Origin of the sequence: Marinobacter sp. MMG032 (assembly GCF_040112695.1) — a bacterium.
Taxonomy (GTDB): Bacteria; Pseudomonadota; Gammaproteobacteria; order Pseudomonadales; family Oleiphilaceae; genus Marinobacter; species Marinobacter salsuginis.
The window spans coordinates 3,548,035-3,566,314 of record NZ_CP157802.1 but is presented as its reverse complement, the minus strand read 5'-3'; the positions used below and the strand labels follow the sequence as shown (position 1 = coordinate 3,566,314).

General features: G+C 57.3%; 16 protein-coding genes. 8 read left to right on the top strand and 8 right to left on the bottom strand.

Features of this window, described 5'->3' with window-relative positions; translation table 11 throughout:
* The first annotated feature begins 179 nt into the window (after positions 1 to 179).
* On the top strand, positions 180 to 1,409 hold the full coding sequence (serA, locus tag ABNF92_RS16455) for a phosphoglycerate dehydrogenase (protein WP_069182980.1): 1,230 nt from the start codon (positions 180 to 182) through the stop codon (positions 1,407 to 1,409).
* A gap of 64 nt (positions 1,410 to 1,473) precedes the next feature.
* Here the strand turns inward: serA and ABNF92_RS16450 are convergent, their stop codons facing one another.
* Both ABNF92_RS16450 and ABNF92_RS16445 read right to left on the bottom strand, forming a co-directional pair.
* The gene (locus ABNF92_RS16450) at positions 1,474 to 2,130 is read right to left on the bottom strand and encodes an OmpA family protein (RefSeq protein WP_153633753.1); all 657 of its coding nucleotides are present in this window, start codon (positions 2,128 to 2,130) and stop codon (positions 1,474 to 1,476) included.
* 38 nt (positions 2,131 to 2,168) lie between these two features.
* Positions 2,169 to 3,176 (bottom strand): alpha/beta hydrolase, encoded by a 1,008-nt coding sequence (locus ABNF92_RS16445; RefSeq protein WP_069182978.1) that lies wholly within the window; start codon positions 3,174 to 3,176, stop codon positions 2,169 to 2,171.
* Between the two features lie 77 nt (positions 3,177 to 3,253).
* Here ABNF92_RS16445 and ABNF92_RS16440 point away from each other — a divergent pair, with 77 nt between their 5' ends.
* Positions 3,254 to 4,147, top strand: coding sequence for an alpha/beta hydrolase (locus ABNF92_RS16440; RefSeq protein WP_349342748.1), 894 nt, complete (start codon positions 3,254 to 3,256; stop codon positions 4,145 to 4,147).
* Here ABNF92_RS16440 and ABNF92_RS16435 read toward each other — a convergent pair.
* Positions 4,125 to 4,403 carry a GIY-YIG nuclease family protein gene (locus ABNF92_RS16435; RefSeq protein ID WP_349344103.1) on the bottom strand — a complete coding sequence of 93 codons (279 nt, stop codon included), beginning with the start codon at positions 4,401 to 4,403 and terminating at the stop codon, positions 4,125 to 4,127. The two genes, ABNF92_RS16440 and ABNF92_RS16435, sit on opposite strands and share 23 nt — an antisense overlap.
* A complete protein-coding gene (locus ABNF92_RS16430) occupies positions 4,393 to 5,298 on the bottom strand; it encodes a DMT family transporter (RefSeq protein WP_222465021.1) in 906 nt (301 codons plus the stop codon). Before ABNF92_RS16430 ends, ABNF92_RS16435 begins: the two co-directional genes overlap by 11 nt.
* 168 nt (positions 5,299 to 5,466) lie before the next feature.
* On the opposite strand from ABNF92_RS16430, the gene dctP reads away from it, so the two are divergent.
* Entirely contained in the window at positions 5,467 to 6,546 is a 1,080-nt protein-coding gene (gene dctP / locus ABNF92_RS16425; RefSeq protein ID WP_349342747.1) for a TRAP transporter substrate-binding protein DctP, read from the top strand.
* A gap of 9 nt (positions 6,547 to 6,555) precedes the next feature.
* On the opposite strand, the gene rlmJ is transcribed toward dctP, so the two are convergent.
* A complete protein-coding gene (gene rlmJ, locus ABNF92_RS16420; protein ID WP_349342746.1) occupies positions 6,556 to 7,395 on the bottom strand; it encodes a 23S rRNA (adenine(2030)-N(6))-methyltransferase RlmJ in 840 nt (279 codons plus the stop codon).
* Between the two features lie 181 nt (positions 7,396 to 7,576).
* On the opposite strand from rlmJ, the gene ABNF92_RS16415 reads away from it, so the two are divergent.
* From ABNF92_RS16415 to ABNF92_RS16395, 5 genes are all read left to right on the top strand, one after another.
* On the top strand, positions 7,577 to 8,872 hold the full coding sequence (locus ABNF92_RS16415; protein ID WP_349342745.1) for an imelysin family protein: 1,296 nt from the start codon (positions 7,577 to 7,579) through the stop codon (positions 8,870 to 8,872).
* A gap of 2 nt (positions 8,873 to 8,874) precedes the next feature.
* Entirely contained in the window at positions 8,875 to 10,281 is a 1,407-nt protein-coding gene (locus tag ABNF92_RS16410) for a di-heme oxidoredictase family protein (RefSeq protein WP_349342744.1), read from the top strand.
* A 9-nt stretch (positions 10,282 to 10,290) separates the two neighbouring features.
* Complete coding sequence (locus ABNF92_RS16405) at positions 10,291 to 11,325, top strand: imelysin family protein (RefSeq protein WP_349342743.1); 1,035 nt, start codon at positions 10,291 to 10,293, stop codon at positions 11,323 to 11,325.
* A gap of 16 nt (positions 11,326 to 11,341) precedes the next feature.
* Positions 11,342 to 12,436: a DUF1513 domain-containing protein gene (locus ABNF92_RS16400; RefSeq protein ID WP_349342742.1), complete on the top strand. Its 1,095-nt coding sequence runs from the start codon at positions 11,342 to 11,344 to the stop codon at positions 12,434 to 12,436.
* Positions 12,437 to 12,519: 83 nt separating this feature from the next.
* Entirely contained in the window at positions 12,520 to 13,833 is a 1,314-nt protein-coding gene (locus ABNF92_RS16395; RefSeq protein ID WP_153633760.1) for an MFS transporter, read from the top strand.
* A gap of 15 nt (positions 13,834 to 13,848) precedes the next feature.
* On the opposite strand, the gene ABNF92_RS16390 is transcribed toward ABNF92_RS16395, so the two are convergent.
* The 3 genes from ABNF92_RS16390 to ABNF92_RS16380 all read right to left on the bottom strand — a co-directional run bounded on the left by ABNF92_RS16390 (position 13,849) and on the right by ABNF92_RS16380 (position 18,146).
* Positions 13,849 to 14,214, bottom strand: coding sequence for a hypothetical protein (locus tag ABNF92_RS16390; protein WP_069182968.1), 366 nt, complete (start codon positions 14,212 to 14,214; stop codon positions 13,849 to 13,851).
* A 68-nt stretch (positions 14,215 to 14,282) separates the two neighbouring features.
* A complete protein-coding gene (locus tag ABNF92_RS16385) occupies positions 14,283 to 15,923 on the bottom strand; it encodes a methyl-accepting chemotaxis protein (RefSeq protein ID WP_069182967.1) in 1,641 nt (546 codons plus the stop codon).
* A 219-nt stretch (positions 15,924 to 16,142) separates the two neighbouring features.
* Complete coding sequence (locus tag ABNF92_RS16380) at positions 16,143 to 18,146, bottom strand: PhoX family phosphatase (protein WP_349342741.1); 2,004 nt, start codon at positions 18,144 to 18,146, stop codon at positions 16,143 to 16,145.
* Positions 18,147 to 18,280 lie beyond the last annotated feature (134 nt).

The following is an 18,280-nucleotide window of genomic DNA, read 5'->3' as shown; positions in this document are numbered from 1 at the left end:
TCTCGTCAGGTTTCGGCCGGAGCATCCTGCAACAGGAGTCACAGACAGTTGATTCAGGCAAACCGGCGCGCTGTGAAAATCTGCGTTTATGGTATCATACCGGCCCTGTTCTGTGAGCCAGCCCCGACGATCACTGGCCACAGGTCATTTCACGTGACGAAAGGTTCGGAAGCAAGCCCATGTCAAATACGTCTCTTGAGAAGAGCAAAATCCGTATCCTGCTGCTGGAAGGCGTCCATCAATCTGCCATTGATACCCTGAACGCTGCGGGCTATACCAACATCGAGTACCTGTCTCACTCGCTGGCCGAGGAAGAGCTGATTGAGAAAATTGCCGATGCGCACTTCATCGGTATCCGCTCGCGCACCCAGCTGACAGAGAAAGTATTTGAAGCCGCCAACAAGCTGGTGGCCGTGGGTTGTTTCTGTATCGGTACCAACCAGGTGGATCTCCAGGCAGCCACCCGGCGCGGCATTGCCGTATTCAACGCGCCCTTCTCCAACACCCGGAGCGTTGCCGAACTGGTTCTGGCCCAGGCCATCCTGCTCCTGCGTGGTGTTCCAGAGAAAAACGCCAAAGCCCATCGCGGCGAATGGCTGAAGTCCGCCAAGGACAGCTACGAAATCCGCGGCAAGAAGCTGGGCATCATCGGCTACGGCAACATCGGCACCCAGTTCAGTGTCCTGGCCGAGGGCCTGGGCATGGATGTGTATTTCTACGATGTAGTGTCAAAGCTGTCGATCGGTAACGCCACTCAGGTGGGCACGCTCCAGGAGCTGCTCAACATTGCCGACGTGGTCAGCCTGCACGTGCCGGAAACACCGGCCACCAAGTACATGTTCAAGGCCGAGCAGTTTGCCCAGATGAAGCCCGGCAGCATTCTGATGAATGCCTCCCGTGGCACGGTTGTCGACATTGATGCCCTGGCCGACGCTCTGCGCAGTGGCAAACTGCTGGGCGCCGCCATCGACGTATTCCCGGTGGAACCCAAATCCAACGATGAGGAGTTTGTGTCTCCGCTACGGGAATTCGATAACGTGATCCTGACCCCGCACGTGGGCGGCTCCACCATCGAAGCCCAGGAGAACATCGGTCGGGAAGTGGCGGAAAAACTGGCCATGTACAGCGACAACGGCACGTCTGTTTCGTCCGTGAACTTCCCGGAAGTGGCCCTGCCGTCACACCCCAACCAGCACCGCCTGCTGCACATCCACGAGAACGTGCCGGGCGTGATGTCCGAAATCAACCAGGTATTCTCGGAGAACGGCATCAACGTCTGCGGTCAGTACCTGCAAACCAAGGAAGACATTGGTTACGTGGTTGTGGATGTGAACAAAGAATACGGCGAGCTGGCGCTGGAAAAGCTGCTCAAAGTGAAGGGAACGATTCGCTGCCGCGTCCTGTTCTGATTCATGGCCTGAGACAAAAACCGGAGCATTTGCTCCGGTTTTTTTATGGCCTTAGAACAGCGACTTACTGCATGGGCACGAGCGTCAGCTCAACGCGACGGTTCTGCTCACGACCGGCCGGGGTATCGTTGGAGGCCACAGGGTAGCGCTCACCATACCCCACAGCACGGGTACGCTTGGGCTCAATGCCCTGATTCAGCAGGAAGTCACGTACTGAGGATGCGCGACGCTCACTGAGCAGCTGGTTGTAGCTGTCCGAACCAGAGCTGTCGGTATGGCCTTCAATCTGAATAATCGTTTTGTCGAATTCCTTCAGCACCAGGGCAACTGACTCGAGAGTGCCGCTGAATGAAGGCTTGATCGTCGATTCATTCAGATCAAAGGTGATGTTGCCCGGCATGATCAGTTCGATCTCGTCGCCGTTACGCACTACGCGAACACCGGAACCCTCCAGCTTGCGACGCAGCTCGGCTTCCTGCTTATCCATGTAGTAACCAACGCCACCGCCGATAGCAGCGCCACTGGCCGCGCCAATCAGGGCGCCTTTTCCCCGATCACTCTTACTTGAAGTTGCGGCACCGATGGCCGCACCGCCAATCGCGCCAATAATGCTGCCCTTGGTCGCATTCGACGTTTTCTCTTCGCCGGTGTACGGGTCATAGGTCATACAACCACCAAGACCAAACGTTGCCACTGTAAATGCAAGAATCGTCTTCTTCACAGCTTTCTCCTGTGCCTGGTTTCTTCAGCAAACCCGATTCAACGGGTCCTTTCTGCCGAATTCGTGAATGTATCAATGATGGTATTGAATACGGTTGCCTGTAAATCCTGAGCTTCGTTCACAAGATGATGACGTCCGTCAGGGATTTTCAGTTCCTCCACCGCCGAAAATTTATTCCGGATAATGCGCAAATTATGTTGCCAATCGACTGTCAGGTCCTTTTCACCTTGCACGACGGTCACGGGAAAGTCGACAGGCCGGGCCGATTCGATATGGGGCACCCACTTTCGCAACGCACTCACCCAATCTACGTGTACCGCCCTGGCCTGGAGCGGATCGTGTTCACGCAGAAACCTCAGAAAACGGCTATTACCGCTGTTCTCCGCAAACACCCGGCGCCAGCGGGAAATGAACGGTTTGGCGATGCTATGGAGTACCTTAGCTCCTAACCAGCCCGCCGGCCTTACCAGTGGCGCCAGCAGCACTACTTTCCGAAAATCCGAGGTCTGCTGATTGTGCTGATTGGACAACAGATAGTCGATCAGGATCGCGCCACCGGTGCTCTGGCCCACCGCAAACCAGGGCTGGCGTACCTTGTCTCTGACCTTGGCCATCACATCTGTCAAGACACCCTGGTATTCGAGAAAACTTCCAATCGCCGCCGGCGTGCCGCTGGAAAGACCATGTCCCGGTTGATCATAAGCCAGCACATCAAAGCCGGCGCCCAGACAGCGGTCAATCAACTGGCTGTACAGTCCAACATGATCGAAGTAGCCATGCATAATAAACACTGTACCGCGTTCACCTGCCTGCTCCGGCAACCGGAAATAATGCACCATGACCTCGTGATCACACGCGTTGACGTACCCCTGATGGTAAGCAACGTCCGGGTGCTCCACCCAGAGATCCAGACCGTAAAAGCGGCAGTAGGCGACCATTTCGTCGCTGAGATCCCGCGCGCAGGCCGGATCGAAGGGTTCGAGCCTGTCCAGAAGCGAGTGCCTGTCCCAATCCGGTATTTCTATGGTATCTGTTTTCCAGTACACGTAGAGTTAAACGCCTGTCATGAATAGATTATAAATTTTGGCCTCCAATCCTAACCCATAGCAGGGGAAAGACACAGATGTTGCAACACCTTCTGGAGAGTGCGTTGCGCCAGACCATGAACCGGCTGGTAAGACCGGTTCTCAACCCGGCGGTGCCGGTTCCGCTTCAGCGACGCATTGTGCGCCAGGCTTACAGGAGTTCGATACCGCCCAAGGGTGCAAAATTCGAAGCCACCACGGTCGGCGGTATTCCCGTTACCCGGACCATTTTCAGCATCAATCCGCAAGGCGCTATTCTCTATCTGCACGGCGGTGGCTATATCATCGGTTCTTCGAGTACCCACCGCGGCATAACCGGGCATCTGGCCAAGACCAGCAATTGCAGCATTGTTACGCCTGATTACCGGCTGGCACCCGAATTCCCCTTTCCCGCAGCTCTGGATGATGCGGAAGCTTGCTGGAACGGCCTGCTGGAGCAGGGCCTCAAGCCGGAGCAGATCGCTGTCGCAGGGGATTCCGCCGGCGGCGGCCTCGCCGTTGCCCTGGCCATGCGGCTACGCGACAAGCAGCAGTCCCTTCCGGCATCGCTAACAGTATTTTCACCCTGGGTAGACCTCACTCAGGAGCTGCTCTATGAACCCGAATGTGAGCCGGTACTCCAGCCAAGCTGGACCAGTAAGGCAGCAAAGCTCTATGCCGGAAAGGAGTCCCTGAGCAATCCGCTGATCTCACCGGTATTCGGCGACCTGAGCGGCCTGCCGCCCCTGCTGATCCAGGTGGGTAGCCAGGAGATTCTGTTGAATGATGCCGAGCGGCTGGCCGAAGCGGCGAACCGTCAGGATGTAGAAGCCCGCCTGGAGATATACAACAGCCTCTGGCACGTTTTTCAGGTGCACAGCGGTCAGCTCGACAGGGCCACAAAGGCGATGGAAACCGCTGGCGAACACATCAAACGTCATCTGGCAGGCTGAGTTCACCCCGGGCAAGGGCCTCTTTCCTTAGCCGGGGCCACTGCTTGATGTGCCACTCCAGACGGGAAGCCTGGCTTCTGTCGCCAGCGGCGGCGCTGAAGACCAGTTCCAGTGGCCCCTTTCCCCTCAGACTACGGGCGCCCCTGGGCGCGCCCGCCTGGTGTTCGCGGAAACGTCGTTCAACGTCGGTCGTTATTCCGGTGTAGAGCGCTCCACTGGCGGTTCGAACCATGTAGACAAACCAGCTAGCCAAGATTTAATGCCTCTTCCCTGTCTTTGACTTTTTTCTGCTGGATCCAGAGCCCCATCATGATAAGAACCAGGCCAATGTAGGTGGAGGGCAGAATATGCTCCCCCAGAATGAAATAGATGAACACCAGTGACAGGAAAGGAGAGATGAAAATCAGATTGCTGACTTTCGACGTGTTCTCTGCCTTCTTCATGGCGTAGGACCAGAGCACAAAGGCAATGCCCATCTCGAAAACGCCAACGTAAACCGCAGCGGCAAGCGACGTTCCCGAAGCGAAATTCAGGCCCTCTGTCCACCAGCAAATCAGCAGAATCACCGGGAGCCCACACAGAAAATTCAGGAACAGGCCAACCACCGGATCGCGGGTATCCCGGGTGGCAATAATCCAGTAGGACGCCCAGACCACGGTACTGCCGAGGGCGAGAGATACACCCAGAGGATCCTCGAAACTCAGCGAAGTCACCGCTCCACGGGTGGCAATGACCACTACGCCGGCGTAACAGATCAGGCCCGCCACAATATCGAGCTTGCGCAGCCGGTGCCCAAGAAAAGGCACCGACATATAGGCCAATACCAGCGCCCAGGTGTAATTCAGCGGTTGCGCTTCCTGGGCCGGCAACCTGTCAAACGCCCCGAACAACAAAAAATAGTACAGGCAGGGATTGATCAGCCCCATGCCGAACGACTGGGCGTACTGTTTGCGACTGAGAGAAAACACCAGATGCCAGCGCCCCTGCAGCATCAGAATGACGGCCATGACGACCACAGACGCACTGCAGGCAATCAACAGCATCTGAACGGGCGCCAGCTCCCTGAGCGACAGCTTGAAAGCGGTTGCCACTGTTGACCACAATAGCACCGTGCCCAGGCCATAAAGCATCGCCTGCTTCTGGTTTTTCATTCACGGCCTCCTGCCAGCCACTGGAACTCCATCGATTTTCTCCTCTACCCGCGGGATCGTCTGGCCGACAGTGTAATGCAATCGAACCCTGTTACCCACGGCAGGGCGCATTCTTGTGTTACCTTGTCTACCAATGTCGAAAAGGATTGAGAAAACTGGAGCCCCGTTATGCCCGCTGCCCGTATCAGGTTCTGGCCATTAAGCATCGCCTTGGTCATTGCGCTGGCCGGCTGCTCAGACAGCCAAACCGACCATGGGCCGGAGGCCGCCAAGGCACCGGAAGCGCCCGAATACCCCGTCACCTGGCGCTTCGCCCTGGAAGAAATCGAGGGTAGCGTTCAACACGCCTATGCCGAAGCCCTGAAAGAACGCATAGAAGAGCGTTCCGATGGCAAGATTGAAGTCGATATCTTTCCCTACGGCTCTCTCGGCACCTCGGCGCAGCTCACCGAACTCGTCAAGAACGGTTCGGTCAGTCTTGCCTTCGCCTCTCCCGGGCACCTGGCCAACACCATCCCGGAAGTGGGCCTTTTCACTCTGCACTATGTTCTGCCGGACGACGCTGAGGTGACCCGACAGCTTCTGGCGAGTCCGGAACTCCTTAATCTGTTTGAACAGCCCTATGCCGACCAGAACATGAAACTGCTTGGCTTCGTGCCAGAGGGCTGGATGGCCTGGACGGCCAACAAAGCGCTGCGCACACCGGACGATTTCAATGGCCAGCGGATACGCACCATGACATCCGACATGGCCGAGGAAGCCTTTCGAGCCTATGGCGCCGAACCGAGTCAGATCCCCTATTCACAGGTCTACAGCGACCTTCAGCTACGTAAGATCGATGGCCAGAGCAATCCCGTTTTTGCCATCGAGGAAATGGATTTCTATGAAGTGCAGAGCACCATGACGCTTGCCCGGCCGGCACAGTTCGTTGCCTCCGTGGTCTCAAATCTTGATTGGTACAACGCCTTGCCGGAAAACCAGCAACAATGGCTTGATAACGGTCTCAATGATGTTGCGCAGATTGCCTGGGAGACCCAGGAGGAACTGAATCAGACCCGGCTGGAAAAAATGTTGGAAGAAGGACACCTGAAAGTTGTCCGCCTGACAGATGCAGAGCGGGAGGCATTTCGGCAAGCCAGCATGCCTGTGCGTGACCTCTATCTGGAACGCACCGGCGAGAGCGGACAGCGTATTTTCGAGCGTTTGCAACAACTGATCGAAGAGCTGGACGCCAATAAGCCGGAGTAGACTGCCGGACTATTCCGGCACCAGCCATCCAATATCATGGGTCAGATTCAGAACATCTGGCCCGGCTACATCACTCATCATCGCCGATAAACGGGAATCAAAGCCCCAGGGCGGATTCACCACCAGCATGCCCGATCCGACCATGCCCCGCTCCGGCGGCTTTCTGAGATACACCTCGCTACACAGCACCTTGCGCACGCCGGTGCGCCCGACAGCCTCTTTCAGTTGCTGCTGCAATCCGCTCGTGAGTATCGGATACCAGACCAGATAAACCCCGTGACGGCACTTTTGCCAAGCCTTTGCCAGGGTTTCAGCGACCTCAACGTAGTCAGATTTAATTTCATAGGAAGGATCAATGAGCGTCAGCAACCGTGGCTGTTTCGGTGGCAGCTGCTTCAGAAGGCCGGCCAGGCCATCCTGTTTGAGCACGCGGGCGGGGGCTTCGGCGGCCCATCCCGCCAGCTGTTCGCTCTCGGATGGATGGAGTTCGAACAACGTCAGCGCATCCGCGGGCCGTAGAAAATGCCGGAACCACACCGGAGACCCCGGGTAAACAGAGAGCTCTCCGTCACCGGCATTGAATCCTGCCAGCACGTCCAGAAACGGCTTCCAATCCCCGGACCTTAGCCTATCTCTTCCGCTCCATACCTTTTGAACGCCGTAATCAGCCTCTCCTGTCTTTCGGGCTCGCTCACTGCGCAAATCGTATATGGCGCTGCCGGCGTGGGTGTCGAAACAGGCAATGCCGGATGTTTTCGACTGCATCATCGCAAGGGCAAGCGCCAGTGAACTGTGTTTCTGGACATCGGCAAAATTGCCGGCGTGGAAGGCGTGTAGATAGCTCAACATACAAAAATAGCTCCCTGGTAACGGAGCCATTAAGCCCGATCACAGTTGCCAAGAGCAAGAGACCAGACACGCATCATGGTCACACCCCCTATTCCCGCTTGCCTTTTCATCAGTCGGCAACCATAATCGTGAACGCTAATTTTTCTCATTTTCACCACGATTACCAAAACTGGAGAAAGGAATGAAATCCATGTTTCGTCCGGCCCCACTGGCGCTAACAGTGGCCGCCATGCTAACTGCGGGATGCGCTTATACTCCCTGGGCCTCAGAGAAGCCAGAACCCGCTACCAAGGCTTCCGTAGTTGAACACTATGCCGACCTTGCTCACGCCAACTATGAAGATGCCCTGATTACCGCCCGCGCGCTGGACGACGCTACCGATCGGCTGATTGCCAACCCGACCGAAGAGAACCTTGCAGCCGCAAAAGAAGCCTGGCTCGCCGCGCGAATCCCCTACCAGCAAACTGAAGTATTCCGGTTTGGCAACGCTATTGTCGATGACTGGGAAGGACAACTGAACGCCTGGCCGCTGGATGAGGGCCTGATCGATTACGTCAAGGCTGACGGCTACCAGCACGAGTTGGGCAACTCCGGGGCCACCGCCAATATCATCGCGAGCAAAAGCATCAATGTGGGCGGTGAAACATTGAATGTGGCCTCTCTTTCCCCTGCACTGCTGGCCGATCTGAACGAAGTAGGCGGATCTGAAGCCAACGTGGCTACCGGCTACCATGCAGTTGAATTTTTGCTCTGGGGCCAGGATCTGCACGGTTTCGAAAGCGGCGCCGGTGAGCGCCCGGTTACGGATTACGCCGAGGGCGCTGATTGCACCAATGGCAATTGTGAACGTCGCGGGGAATACCTGGACGCGGTAACCGACCTTCTGGTCTCAGATCTGGAGTGGATGGTGGCCCAGTGGGCACCCGGTGCCAACGACAATTATCGCGCCCAGCTGACTGCCGCCGACGCCAATGAAGGTGTTCAGAAAATGCTGTTCGGAATGGGCTCCCTGTCCCTGGGTGAACTGGCCGGTGAACGGATGAAGGTTGCCCTGGAGGCCAACTCCTACGAAGATGAGCACGACTGCTTCAGCGACAATACCCACAATTCCCATTACTACAACGGCCAGGGCATCCAGAATGTCTATACCGGCACCTACCGTCGTGTCGACGGCAGCCTGGTGACTGGACCCTCTCTGTCTGACCTTGTCCAGCAGAGCAACCCTGAACTGGATGCGCGCCTGAACAACCAGTTGGATGCGTCCATGGAAGCCCTCGCCCTGATGAAGGCTCGTGCAGAGAGCAGCGAGAACCCCATGGCATTCGATACCATGATCGCACCGGGGAACGCCGAAGGTAGCCGGATCGTCAACGGCGCGATCATGGCACTGGTCGCCCAGACCGGATCCATTGAGCAGGCTGCGCGAGACCTTGGCATTGAAGCCCTGTCTCCGGATGACGCCGGTCACGCGTTCTGAGCATGATGAGACCGTTCGCCTTGATCGGTGCGCTGGCAATTGCCAGCGCACCCGTCTCCGCCCAAACCCACGCGGGTTACCCTATTCAGACCACTCCCGCCACCGGTGGCGAGGGGACGGTTCAGCAGTCAGATACCAACGCCTATTCGCTGCCCCAGAGCAATCTGTCCATGACCAAGCGTCTGGATTTCAGCGTGGGCAACAGCTTCTTCCGGAACCCCTGGGTCGAGGCACCGGCGAGCACCGATGCCCGTGATGGCCTTGGCCCGCTGTTCAACACCAACTCCTGCCAGGGATGCCACATCAAGGATGGTCGCGGACATCCCCCCGGTGTTGATGAACCGCCAGTTTCCCTGTTTCTGAGGCTGGCAGTGCCTGCTGATCCGGTACGGGACGCCGAAATTCTGCGCAAGCACGGTTTTAAACCGGCACCGGTCTACGGCAGCCAGTTGCAGACCGCTGCACTTCCCGCGGCAAAGCCCGAGGCCGAATTCGTCATTGAATGGACGCCGGTGAAAAGGACCCTGGCCGACGGCACTGTTGTGGAATTGCGCAAGCCTGTGTATCGCATCGAAAACCCGAACTACGGTCCGTTGCCCAACGAGCTGCTGGTTTCACCCAGGGTAGCACCGCAGATGATCGGAATGGGCCTGCTGGAAGCCATCCCCATCGAAAAGCTGCAAGCCCTTCATGACCCTGACGATGCCGACGGCAATGGCATTTCCGGAAAACTCAACCAGGTCTGGGATCTGGCAACGGAACAGACGCGGCCTGGCCGATTTGGCTGGAAGGCGGCGGAGCCGGATGTCCATCAGCAAAGCATGGGTGCCTTCGCCGGCGATATGGGCCTGACCTCGACCCTGAAACCCACAACCGACTGCATGCCCGAGCAGAACTGTGAGCGGTTCGCCCATGGCGGCGAACCGGAAGTAAGCGATAAGGTTGCCAACTTTGTGACCTTCTATGCCAGGAGCCTCGCCGTTCCGGCACGCCGAAATCTTGAGTCCGGTTCGGTTCAACAAGGAGCAAAACTGTTCAACGAAATTGGCTGCGCTGGTTGTCATACTCCCCGACACCAGACGGGTGAGGTAGCCGAACGCCCGGATCTCAGCAATCAGACTATCTGGCCCTACACAGATCTGCTGCTCCATGACATGGGCCCGGCTCTGGCGGATGGACGTGATGAATTCCTGGCCAATGGCAACGAATGGCGAACACCCCCGCTGTGGGGCATTGGACTGGCGCAAGTAGTGAATCCTCAGGCCGGGTTCCTGCACGACGGTCGTGCCCGCACACTGGAAGAAGCCGTGCTCTGGCATGGTGGTGAGGCAACGACCGCCGCCGAACAATACCGCAAGATGTCGTCCGGGGATCGTTCGGCCCTGATTGATTTCCTGAATTCACTCTGAGGATCAGCCATGCAACCGATCACCAGACTGCTGTGCACATTTATCCTCGCAGCAACATCGCCCCTGGTGTGGGCAAGCGATGCCACCAGCCAGGCCCGCCAGCAATGGTATGAGGGCATTGCGACTGGCTATCAGTCGCTGAAAAAAGAAACGGGTGCTTTGGCTGAACGCGCCCGGGACTACTGCCGGAATCCTGCCCCGCAAAGCCGGGAACAACTGGAAGCCGCCTGGCTGGATGCCTTCCTGGCCTGGCAGCGGGTGCGCTTTGTCGATTTCGGACCGGTCGAAAACAACAATCTTTCCTGGCAGTTCCAGTTCTGGCCCGACCCGAAGAATCTGGTCGCGCGGAAAGCAGCTTACCTGACCGGCGGCGAGGAACCGATCACTCCGCAGGTGATCAGCCAATCCGGCGTGGCCGTTCAGGGCTTCCCGATGATTGAATACCTGCTGTTCGATCAGACATTTAATACCGGGGATAACAAACTGCCCGCCCCCCGGACCTGCGAACTGCTGACCGGCGTGGCTGCCCACGTAGAGAGCAACGGCGACGAATTAGTGACCCGATGGCAGGGCTTCAGGCCTCACTACTTGAAGAGCGAACAGTACTTCGACACTACCGTCCGCGCTGGGATGGCCGCACTGGAGATCCTCGAGGAGCGCCGACTGGCCCAACCAATGGGTCTGCGCGGGAATGGAAAGCGCAATCCCTACATCACGGACGCCTGGCGCAGCGGCGAAACACTGAAGACCATAGAGGCCACAGTCGATGGCCTGGACCAGTTCTTTTTGCCAGGGCTCACGACAGCGCTTGAAGGCAACGAAGAGAAGCACCTTGCTGAGCGCATTCGTAATCAGTTCAACGAAGTTCAGCAAAACTTTCCTGGTGCTTATCTTCCCATGGCAACGGCACTCGACGAAGAAGTCCAATTCCGGGTCCTTCAGGGCCTCTACGTGGACGTTTCGCAGTTGACCATTCTGGTGAATGACCGGGCGGCGGTTGCTCTCAACGTAGTAAGAGGCTTCAACTCGAGCGATGGCGACTGAGGAGGCGACTGTTCCTATGCGTTTGCACCGGCGGACCCTTCTCAAAGCATCCGTTGGCGGTGGTATTGCACTGGCCCTGACCGGCTGTTCAATGCTTCCGCGAAAAGCCTCGGGCGAACCAGACCACTATGCCGGCGCCATCGGCTTGCCGGATGGCAGCTTTGGCGTCAGCGCGTTCGATCGCACCGGTAACGTCCTCTGGCAAACGCCGGTTCAAACACGCTGCCACAGCGGGTGCAACCGGCCTGCCAGGGGCGAAACCCTTTTCTTTGATCGTCGCCCCGGATGGTCGTTTTATGTGTTCGATACAACGACCGGAGCTTTCAAACATCGCATAGACGCGGCAGCCGGCGAGCACTTCGTGGGCCACGGTGTTTTTTCCCTGGATGGCCGCTGGCTACACGTAACCGCCAGCCGGTACGAACAGGGCGAAGGCATTATTGCGGTATACGACGCGGAAAAGGAGTACCAGCGAACCGATACCTTCGATCTTAACGGCATTGGTCCCCACGAGCTGACCATGCACCCGGACGGCGAAACCCTGGTGATCGGACTCGGGGGTATCCTGACCCACCCAGACTACGACCGTATAAAGCTGAATCTGGATACCATGGATCCTGCCCTGCTTCTGATGAATCGTCATTCCGGCAAAATCGTTGGCCGTTTCAAGCCGCCCCATCATCAGCAAAGTGCCCGCCATGTAAGCGTCAGCGGGAGTGGCCGAGTGTACGTGGCCTTTCAATATCAGGGACCGCAGTACGAAACGCCGCCCCTACTGGCGCGCCTTGAACAGGGAAAACTGCGGGAATACCGATTCGATGCGGACACCCAGAAAGCTATGGCCAACTACATAGCCAGTGTCGTTGCCCATCCAGAGAACGACCTTGTTGCTGCTGCCTCACCTGTTGGTGGCACAGCCATTATCTTCAGGGGCAGTACCGGTGAACTGGTGAACCGCGCCTCCATCGCCGATTGCGCCGGTGTCCAGGCCCTTGCCGGGGGCGACTTCCTGATCTCCTCCGGCCAGGGCAAGCTGGTTCGGATGGGCGCTACCACACCGGCCAGGGAACTGGCAGATCTTCCTGTTTACTGGGATCACCATCTGGTCTGATTAGTGGCAACCACCGTACTCCGGACTTAAGGATACCGGTCCACACTGGTATCCTTCTGACTCATTTTCCGGAGGACAGCGGTTTGCCCGAGAGCAGAAAGGACACCATCGACCAGCTTTACAGCCTGATTGCCAACGAAGAAGACGCACGGGTCTGCAAAGACATTCCGGAGGAGGCCTGTCGCGAGGTGCCCCGAAATTTCTTCCTGATTCTCGCCAGCAACGTACTGACCAAGCTGGGCGATCTCCTCATCAGCCCCAAAACCGTCCTGGCCTGGTTGATGAGTGCCATAGGTGCTCCTGCGCTGGTGGCCTGGCTGGTTCCGATCCGCGAATCCGGCTCTCTCGTTCCACAAATGGTCATCGCAGCCTGGGTGCGCCGCAAACCCGTTCGCAAGTGGTTCTGGACCCTCGGAAGTTTCGGCCAGGCTGCAAGTGTTGTGGCCATGGCGGCGAGCATCTGGTTTTTCGAGGGCTATGTCGCAGGTTCCGGGATCATAGCCGCCCTCATTGTGTTTTCCCTGGCCCGAGGATTCTGCTCAGTATCCATGAAAGATGTTCAGGGCAAATGCATTCCGAAAACCCGCAGGGGGAGACTTGGCGGACTGGCCTCTACCATTGGCGGCACGGCCACCGTTGTGCTGACCGCCCTCCTGTTCTGGGAACGCGGCGACCCGACCATTGCCTTCTATACCGTGCTACTACTTCTGGCCGGTGTTCTCTGGGTCATTGCCGGGTTCCTGTTTGCCGGAGTGGAAGAGTATGAAGGTGAAACCGGAGGTGGCGGTAACGCCATCACCGAAGCGTTCCAAAGCCTTTCCCTGCTCCGCGATGATGCACCGTTCAGACACTTCGTGATCACCCGGGCGCTTTTACTTTGCTCGGCCCTGGCGTCGCCCTACTTCGTGGTGCTTGCACAGAAGGAGTCCGACATTGGCTGGATGCTGGGTATCTTCCTATTGGCCAGCAGTCTGGCCAGTTCCCTCAGTGCCAGCTTCTGGGGCTGGGCCGCGGACACCTCAAGCCGTAGAGTCATGATACGTGGTGCTGCCATGGCCAGCGGCGTGTGTCTGCTCGTCGGTTTTACCGCGCTGTTTATCGGGACGGAAATCGGCAGTGTATGGTTCTACCCGGTCGCCTTTTTCGTTCTGAGCATAGCCCACGCCGGCGTCAGGCTGGGGCGCAAAACCTACTTGGTGGATATGGCAGGCGGCAACAAACGCACCGATTACACAGCGGTGAGCAACACGGTCATTGGTGTTCTTCTGCTGGTTACCGGCGGCCTGACCGCCCTCGTATCGATGATCTCAGAGGTAGCAGTGATTATTGTTCTGGGTCTGATGGGGCTGGCAGGGATGTTCAGCGCAATCCGCCTGAAGGAAGTCACCGAAGACTGATCAGGGGCGCCCTCCTCAGGAGGGTGCCTTGCCATCGTTCAGAGCCAGAGCGCCTTTGACGATCCGGTAGATGATCCAGATAGAAATACCAAGGAGAATGAACCAGCCGATAATAATCGGCGTGGTCACAATGCCAATCACCGTCCAGAGCAGGCCAATCCAGAAGGTGCGGATCTGCCAGCGGAAGTGCTGCTCCACCCAGGTATTGCGAACGTCGTCCAGCTTCACGTAATTGATAATTACACCCACCAGACCGGTAATGCCTCCCACGAAAAAAGACAGTGCCTGAAGGATGTAGACCACCACCGCCAGGTTACGCGCCGGGTCACTGCGGCGGGAAGCGGGATCCGTGTCGGCAGGTATAAACTCCGGTTCAGCCAAGACAACTCTCCTATTGATTGGACAATTGGAGTCTAGCACAGCCTCTAGAGTCGATAATCCCGACCCGGTCAGTGATTATCCGGACGGTAGCCCAGGCGGAAACCGCCCCAATGCTTGCCATTCACATAGATCGGCACCGAGAGATCATGCATGATTTCGCCGGTATCCCGTCGATAGGTCTGCAAAAGCATGTTCTCGGTGTGCTGACCACAGCGGATACCCGTGCGATCGTTGAACAGCCGCTTGCTTCGGCTTTTAACCAGATCCACCTTCGGATCTCCGGTTGGTGCGTGTGCAAAATCCCGGTTGTGGGTCGGTACATACCCGTCGGGCGCAGCCGCTATGGCAAAGACAATGGCCTCATGGGCGTTCTTCACCTGTTCCTGAATGGCCGGCAGGTACTGATCAGTAAACTTGTCAAAGCTGCTGGAGTATTTCGGCGGATGCGTGTTCGGGATGGGAGTCCGCGTCTTGTCGAACAGAGCGCTTTCCGAAAGCTTGCCATCCCGTATGGCCTGCTCGAACATCTGGCCAATCTGGTCAGCGCCGGCTTTTGCCTGATCGAAAAAGGGCCGGTGATAACTTGCTTCGCTGTTCAAGGCGAATGAAGCATTGGCTTTTTCTGCCAGTTCCATCAGCGTCGCAGCCTGCTCTGCCAGTGAAGAAACGCTGGTATCACTCTCCGAGATCTGGTCACGCACCGTTTCAATGGCGGAGAACACCTGGGCCAGACTCTGCTCGTTGTTCTGGTCGATCTCGGCAATTCGGGCTACTTGCTGCTGAACCCGGTCCGACTGGGAACTGATCTGGTCCAATCGCTCGCCCACGCTCTCAACTGAGGCGAGTCCTTCCTCGATGCTGCGGGCAAGGTCTTCAATGCGAGACACGATCAACGTGGTATCGGACCGTATTTCTTCCAGCGTTTCAGCCACTTCCCCCGTCGCCTGGGCTGTTCGGCCCGCCAGTTGGCGCACTTCGTCGGCAACCACTGCGAAACCGCGCCCCTGATCACCTGCCCTGGCGGCCTCGATGGCCGCATTGAGAGCAAGCAGGTTGGTCTGTTCAGCGATTCCCTGGATTGTGGTGGTTACACCCTGGATCTTGTTGGATTTCTCGTTCAGCTCCTGGATCAGCCGCAGATTTTCCCCGGACTGCTGATGCACTGCCCTGACGCTGTCGATGGCGGAGACAAGGGCCTCACGTCCCTCGGTGCTGACCTGTTTGTTCTGCAAAGCCATGGTGGCCGCATCCGTGGCCTGTTCCGAGGACTCCCGGACAGTCTCGGTAATCTGGCCTGCGTAGTCGGCCATTTGAGCGGTTTCTTCAACCTGACGATCGAGCCGGAGCTTCAGTTGATCAGCGGCAAAAGACACCTGGGCCGCCGATATTGCGTTCCTGTCGGCGCTTCCAGACAGGGTTTCTACCAACGCGCGTCCGGCCCTGGCATCGGCAAGCAATTGGTGACACTGGGCATGCAGCGGATGATTGTCAGACAGGGTGCCGTCATTCAGAGCCTTGAGGCCCCGTTCAGTTGGCTCCAGCACCCGGACAATGAGGAAACCGCCAGCGGCCGCAAGGCCGACGACGAGCCCGATCAAAGTGGACGCAGGTTCCAGACCTAACAAAGGCGCCACCACTGCGCAGACGACCGCAAGAACAACGGCAACCGCCAACCCCCATAGAATTGAAGCCCGATCCAGTAAGCCCATAGAAACCTCTTCTTTTTCGTTGCTTCTGCAAACATTTTGTTATTAAAGGCCATTGTGGAGACTAAAGAATTGACATGAGTTTATAACTCATACTTTAGTGTATTTAATATACATATCGGCGGGGAATAGCATTTCTGAAACAAAAAACCGCAAACCCGACTCACTCTGTTACCGAGCAGGCCGGGTTTGCGGTGTTCAGATTATTACTTCAATGTTGGCTCAGGCGCCAATCACGCCTCCATCGTCCTTGGTGACGATGACGGTTGCGTCACGCGGGCGCGGATCACTGGAATCTGGCCAGTTGCCATCGGGGTGCTGGATGTTGACGAACATGGTCTTCACATCAGGAGTGGAGACAACGCCGGTAACCTCACAACCTACGGGACCGACGAAGAAGCGCTTGATTTCGCGGGTCTCGGGGTTGGCAGCCAGCATCATGTTGTTCTGGTAGGGCGCTGCATCGGAGCCATCGGTCTGGATCCAGAGGCGACCGTTATAGTCGAACCACAGGCCATCCGGGCTGTTGAAGATGTTGTCGTCAGTCAGGGATACGATCACCTCGTCATCCACCACGGTTTCCGTACCCTGCTCACCGGCAAAGACGAAGATGTCCCAATCGAAGCTGGTGGCAGTATGGTCATTGCCTTCTTCACTCCAGCGGATGATATGACCGGTGCGGTTGTTGGCGTTCGGGTTAGCCGCGTTAACCTGCTCTTCCGTCCGGCGGGAGTTGTTGGTCAGCGTGAAATATACCTGGCCCGAATTCGGGTCGACAGCCCCCCACTCCGGGCGGTCCATCGGGGTTGCACCGGCGATATCGGCGGCCAGACGGGTGTTCAGAAGAACGTCAGCCTGGTTTTCGAAACCGTCAAACTGGACATCACCCACCTGAGTGCCCTCGGCTGCAGCAACCTTGGCTGCAAAGTCCGCGTCGTCGAGATCCAGTGACAACCAGTCGCCGGAGCCGTCATCATTGAACCGGGCTACGTACAGAGTACCTTCATCCAACAGATATCCACCGGCGGTGGCGGCGTAGTAGGGCTTCGACGATACGAACTTGTAGATGTACTCAAAACGGGAGTCATCGCCGGAATAGCAAACCACCGGCTCGCCTTCCTTGGCCGGTGCGAAGATGACGCCCTCGTGACCGAAACGGCCCAACGCAGTGCGTTTTTGCGGCTTGCTTTCAGGAGTAAACGGATCGATCTCGACCATATAGCCGTACGTGTTGGCCTCGTTGCGATAGTCATCCGCAGCGGTTGCGCCGATCGTGCTCACGTTGAATCGAACGTACTGGTCCGCGGCGCTATCCGCCAGTTCCCAATCATATCGGCTGGAACTGCCTACACCATGGCGGGTCTGCTCACGTGGCTGCGTGGCATCGCCATTGGCGAAGTAGCCGTGCCAGTTTTCTTCTGCAGCGAGGTAAGTTCCCCAGGGCGTCGGACCCATCGCACAGTTGTTGAGAGTGCCGCGGGTCTCGGTGGCATCCGGGCTGTACTTGGTGATCAGCTTGCTGTAGCCACGAACCGGGCCACGGATATCCATTTCGGTGTTACCCGTAATACGACGGTTGAACGGGCTGCCAAACACGATGTCCCACTTGCCATTGGTGTCGCGTTTAATGTGAACGACAGAAACACCGTGTGCTGCGATTTCCTTGCGCACTTCGTCCGCAGGGCGCATATCGTTTACATAGGTTGCGCCGTTGGCATGCAGAGCGCCCTGGTTGATGTACTCGTGGTTCATCACGAGCAGACCTTCACTGGAGCTGTTACCGCCCGCTTTCAGATCGATGGGGAAGAAATGCACACCGTCATGATGCATACCCATCTGCTGTTCCTGCTCGGCGCCGGTATTGGTGCCATCCGGCTTGTAGGCAGGGTAAGACCCTGTGATGGGCGCGCCCCACGGCAGGAACGCCTCAGTAGAGTATCCTTCGGGAACAACTGCCTCGTTGGCTGTAGATGTCGGTACCGCCTTGAAGCCGATATCGGTACTAGAAACATTGCTGCTGGTGGTGCCGTCGTTGCTGTCGCTGCCACAACCTGCCAGGCCCAGGCCCATCACACTGGCAAGGGCAGCTCCAACGCTGCCTTTCATCAGGGTGCGGCGCTGCATGCGCGCGGACAGGACCTGGTGGAAGGGGGTGTTTTCAGTGTGGTTGACTACCGGCTCGTAGTTGGGATCCAGGTAATTGGGATCAAGGTCGTGCTTAGCCATGTTATTGCCTCTCTCAAAGAACAGCGGGTCAATGTTGTTGAGAGGCCAGTTTCGGCGGGAAATATGACAGTAAGCGGAAGTTAAAAAGACAAATTCGTTAACATTAGTTTACAAGCGCTCGAATCGGGGGACCG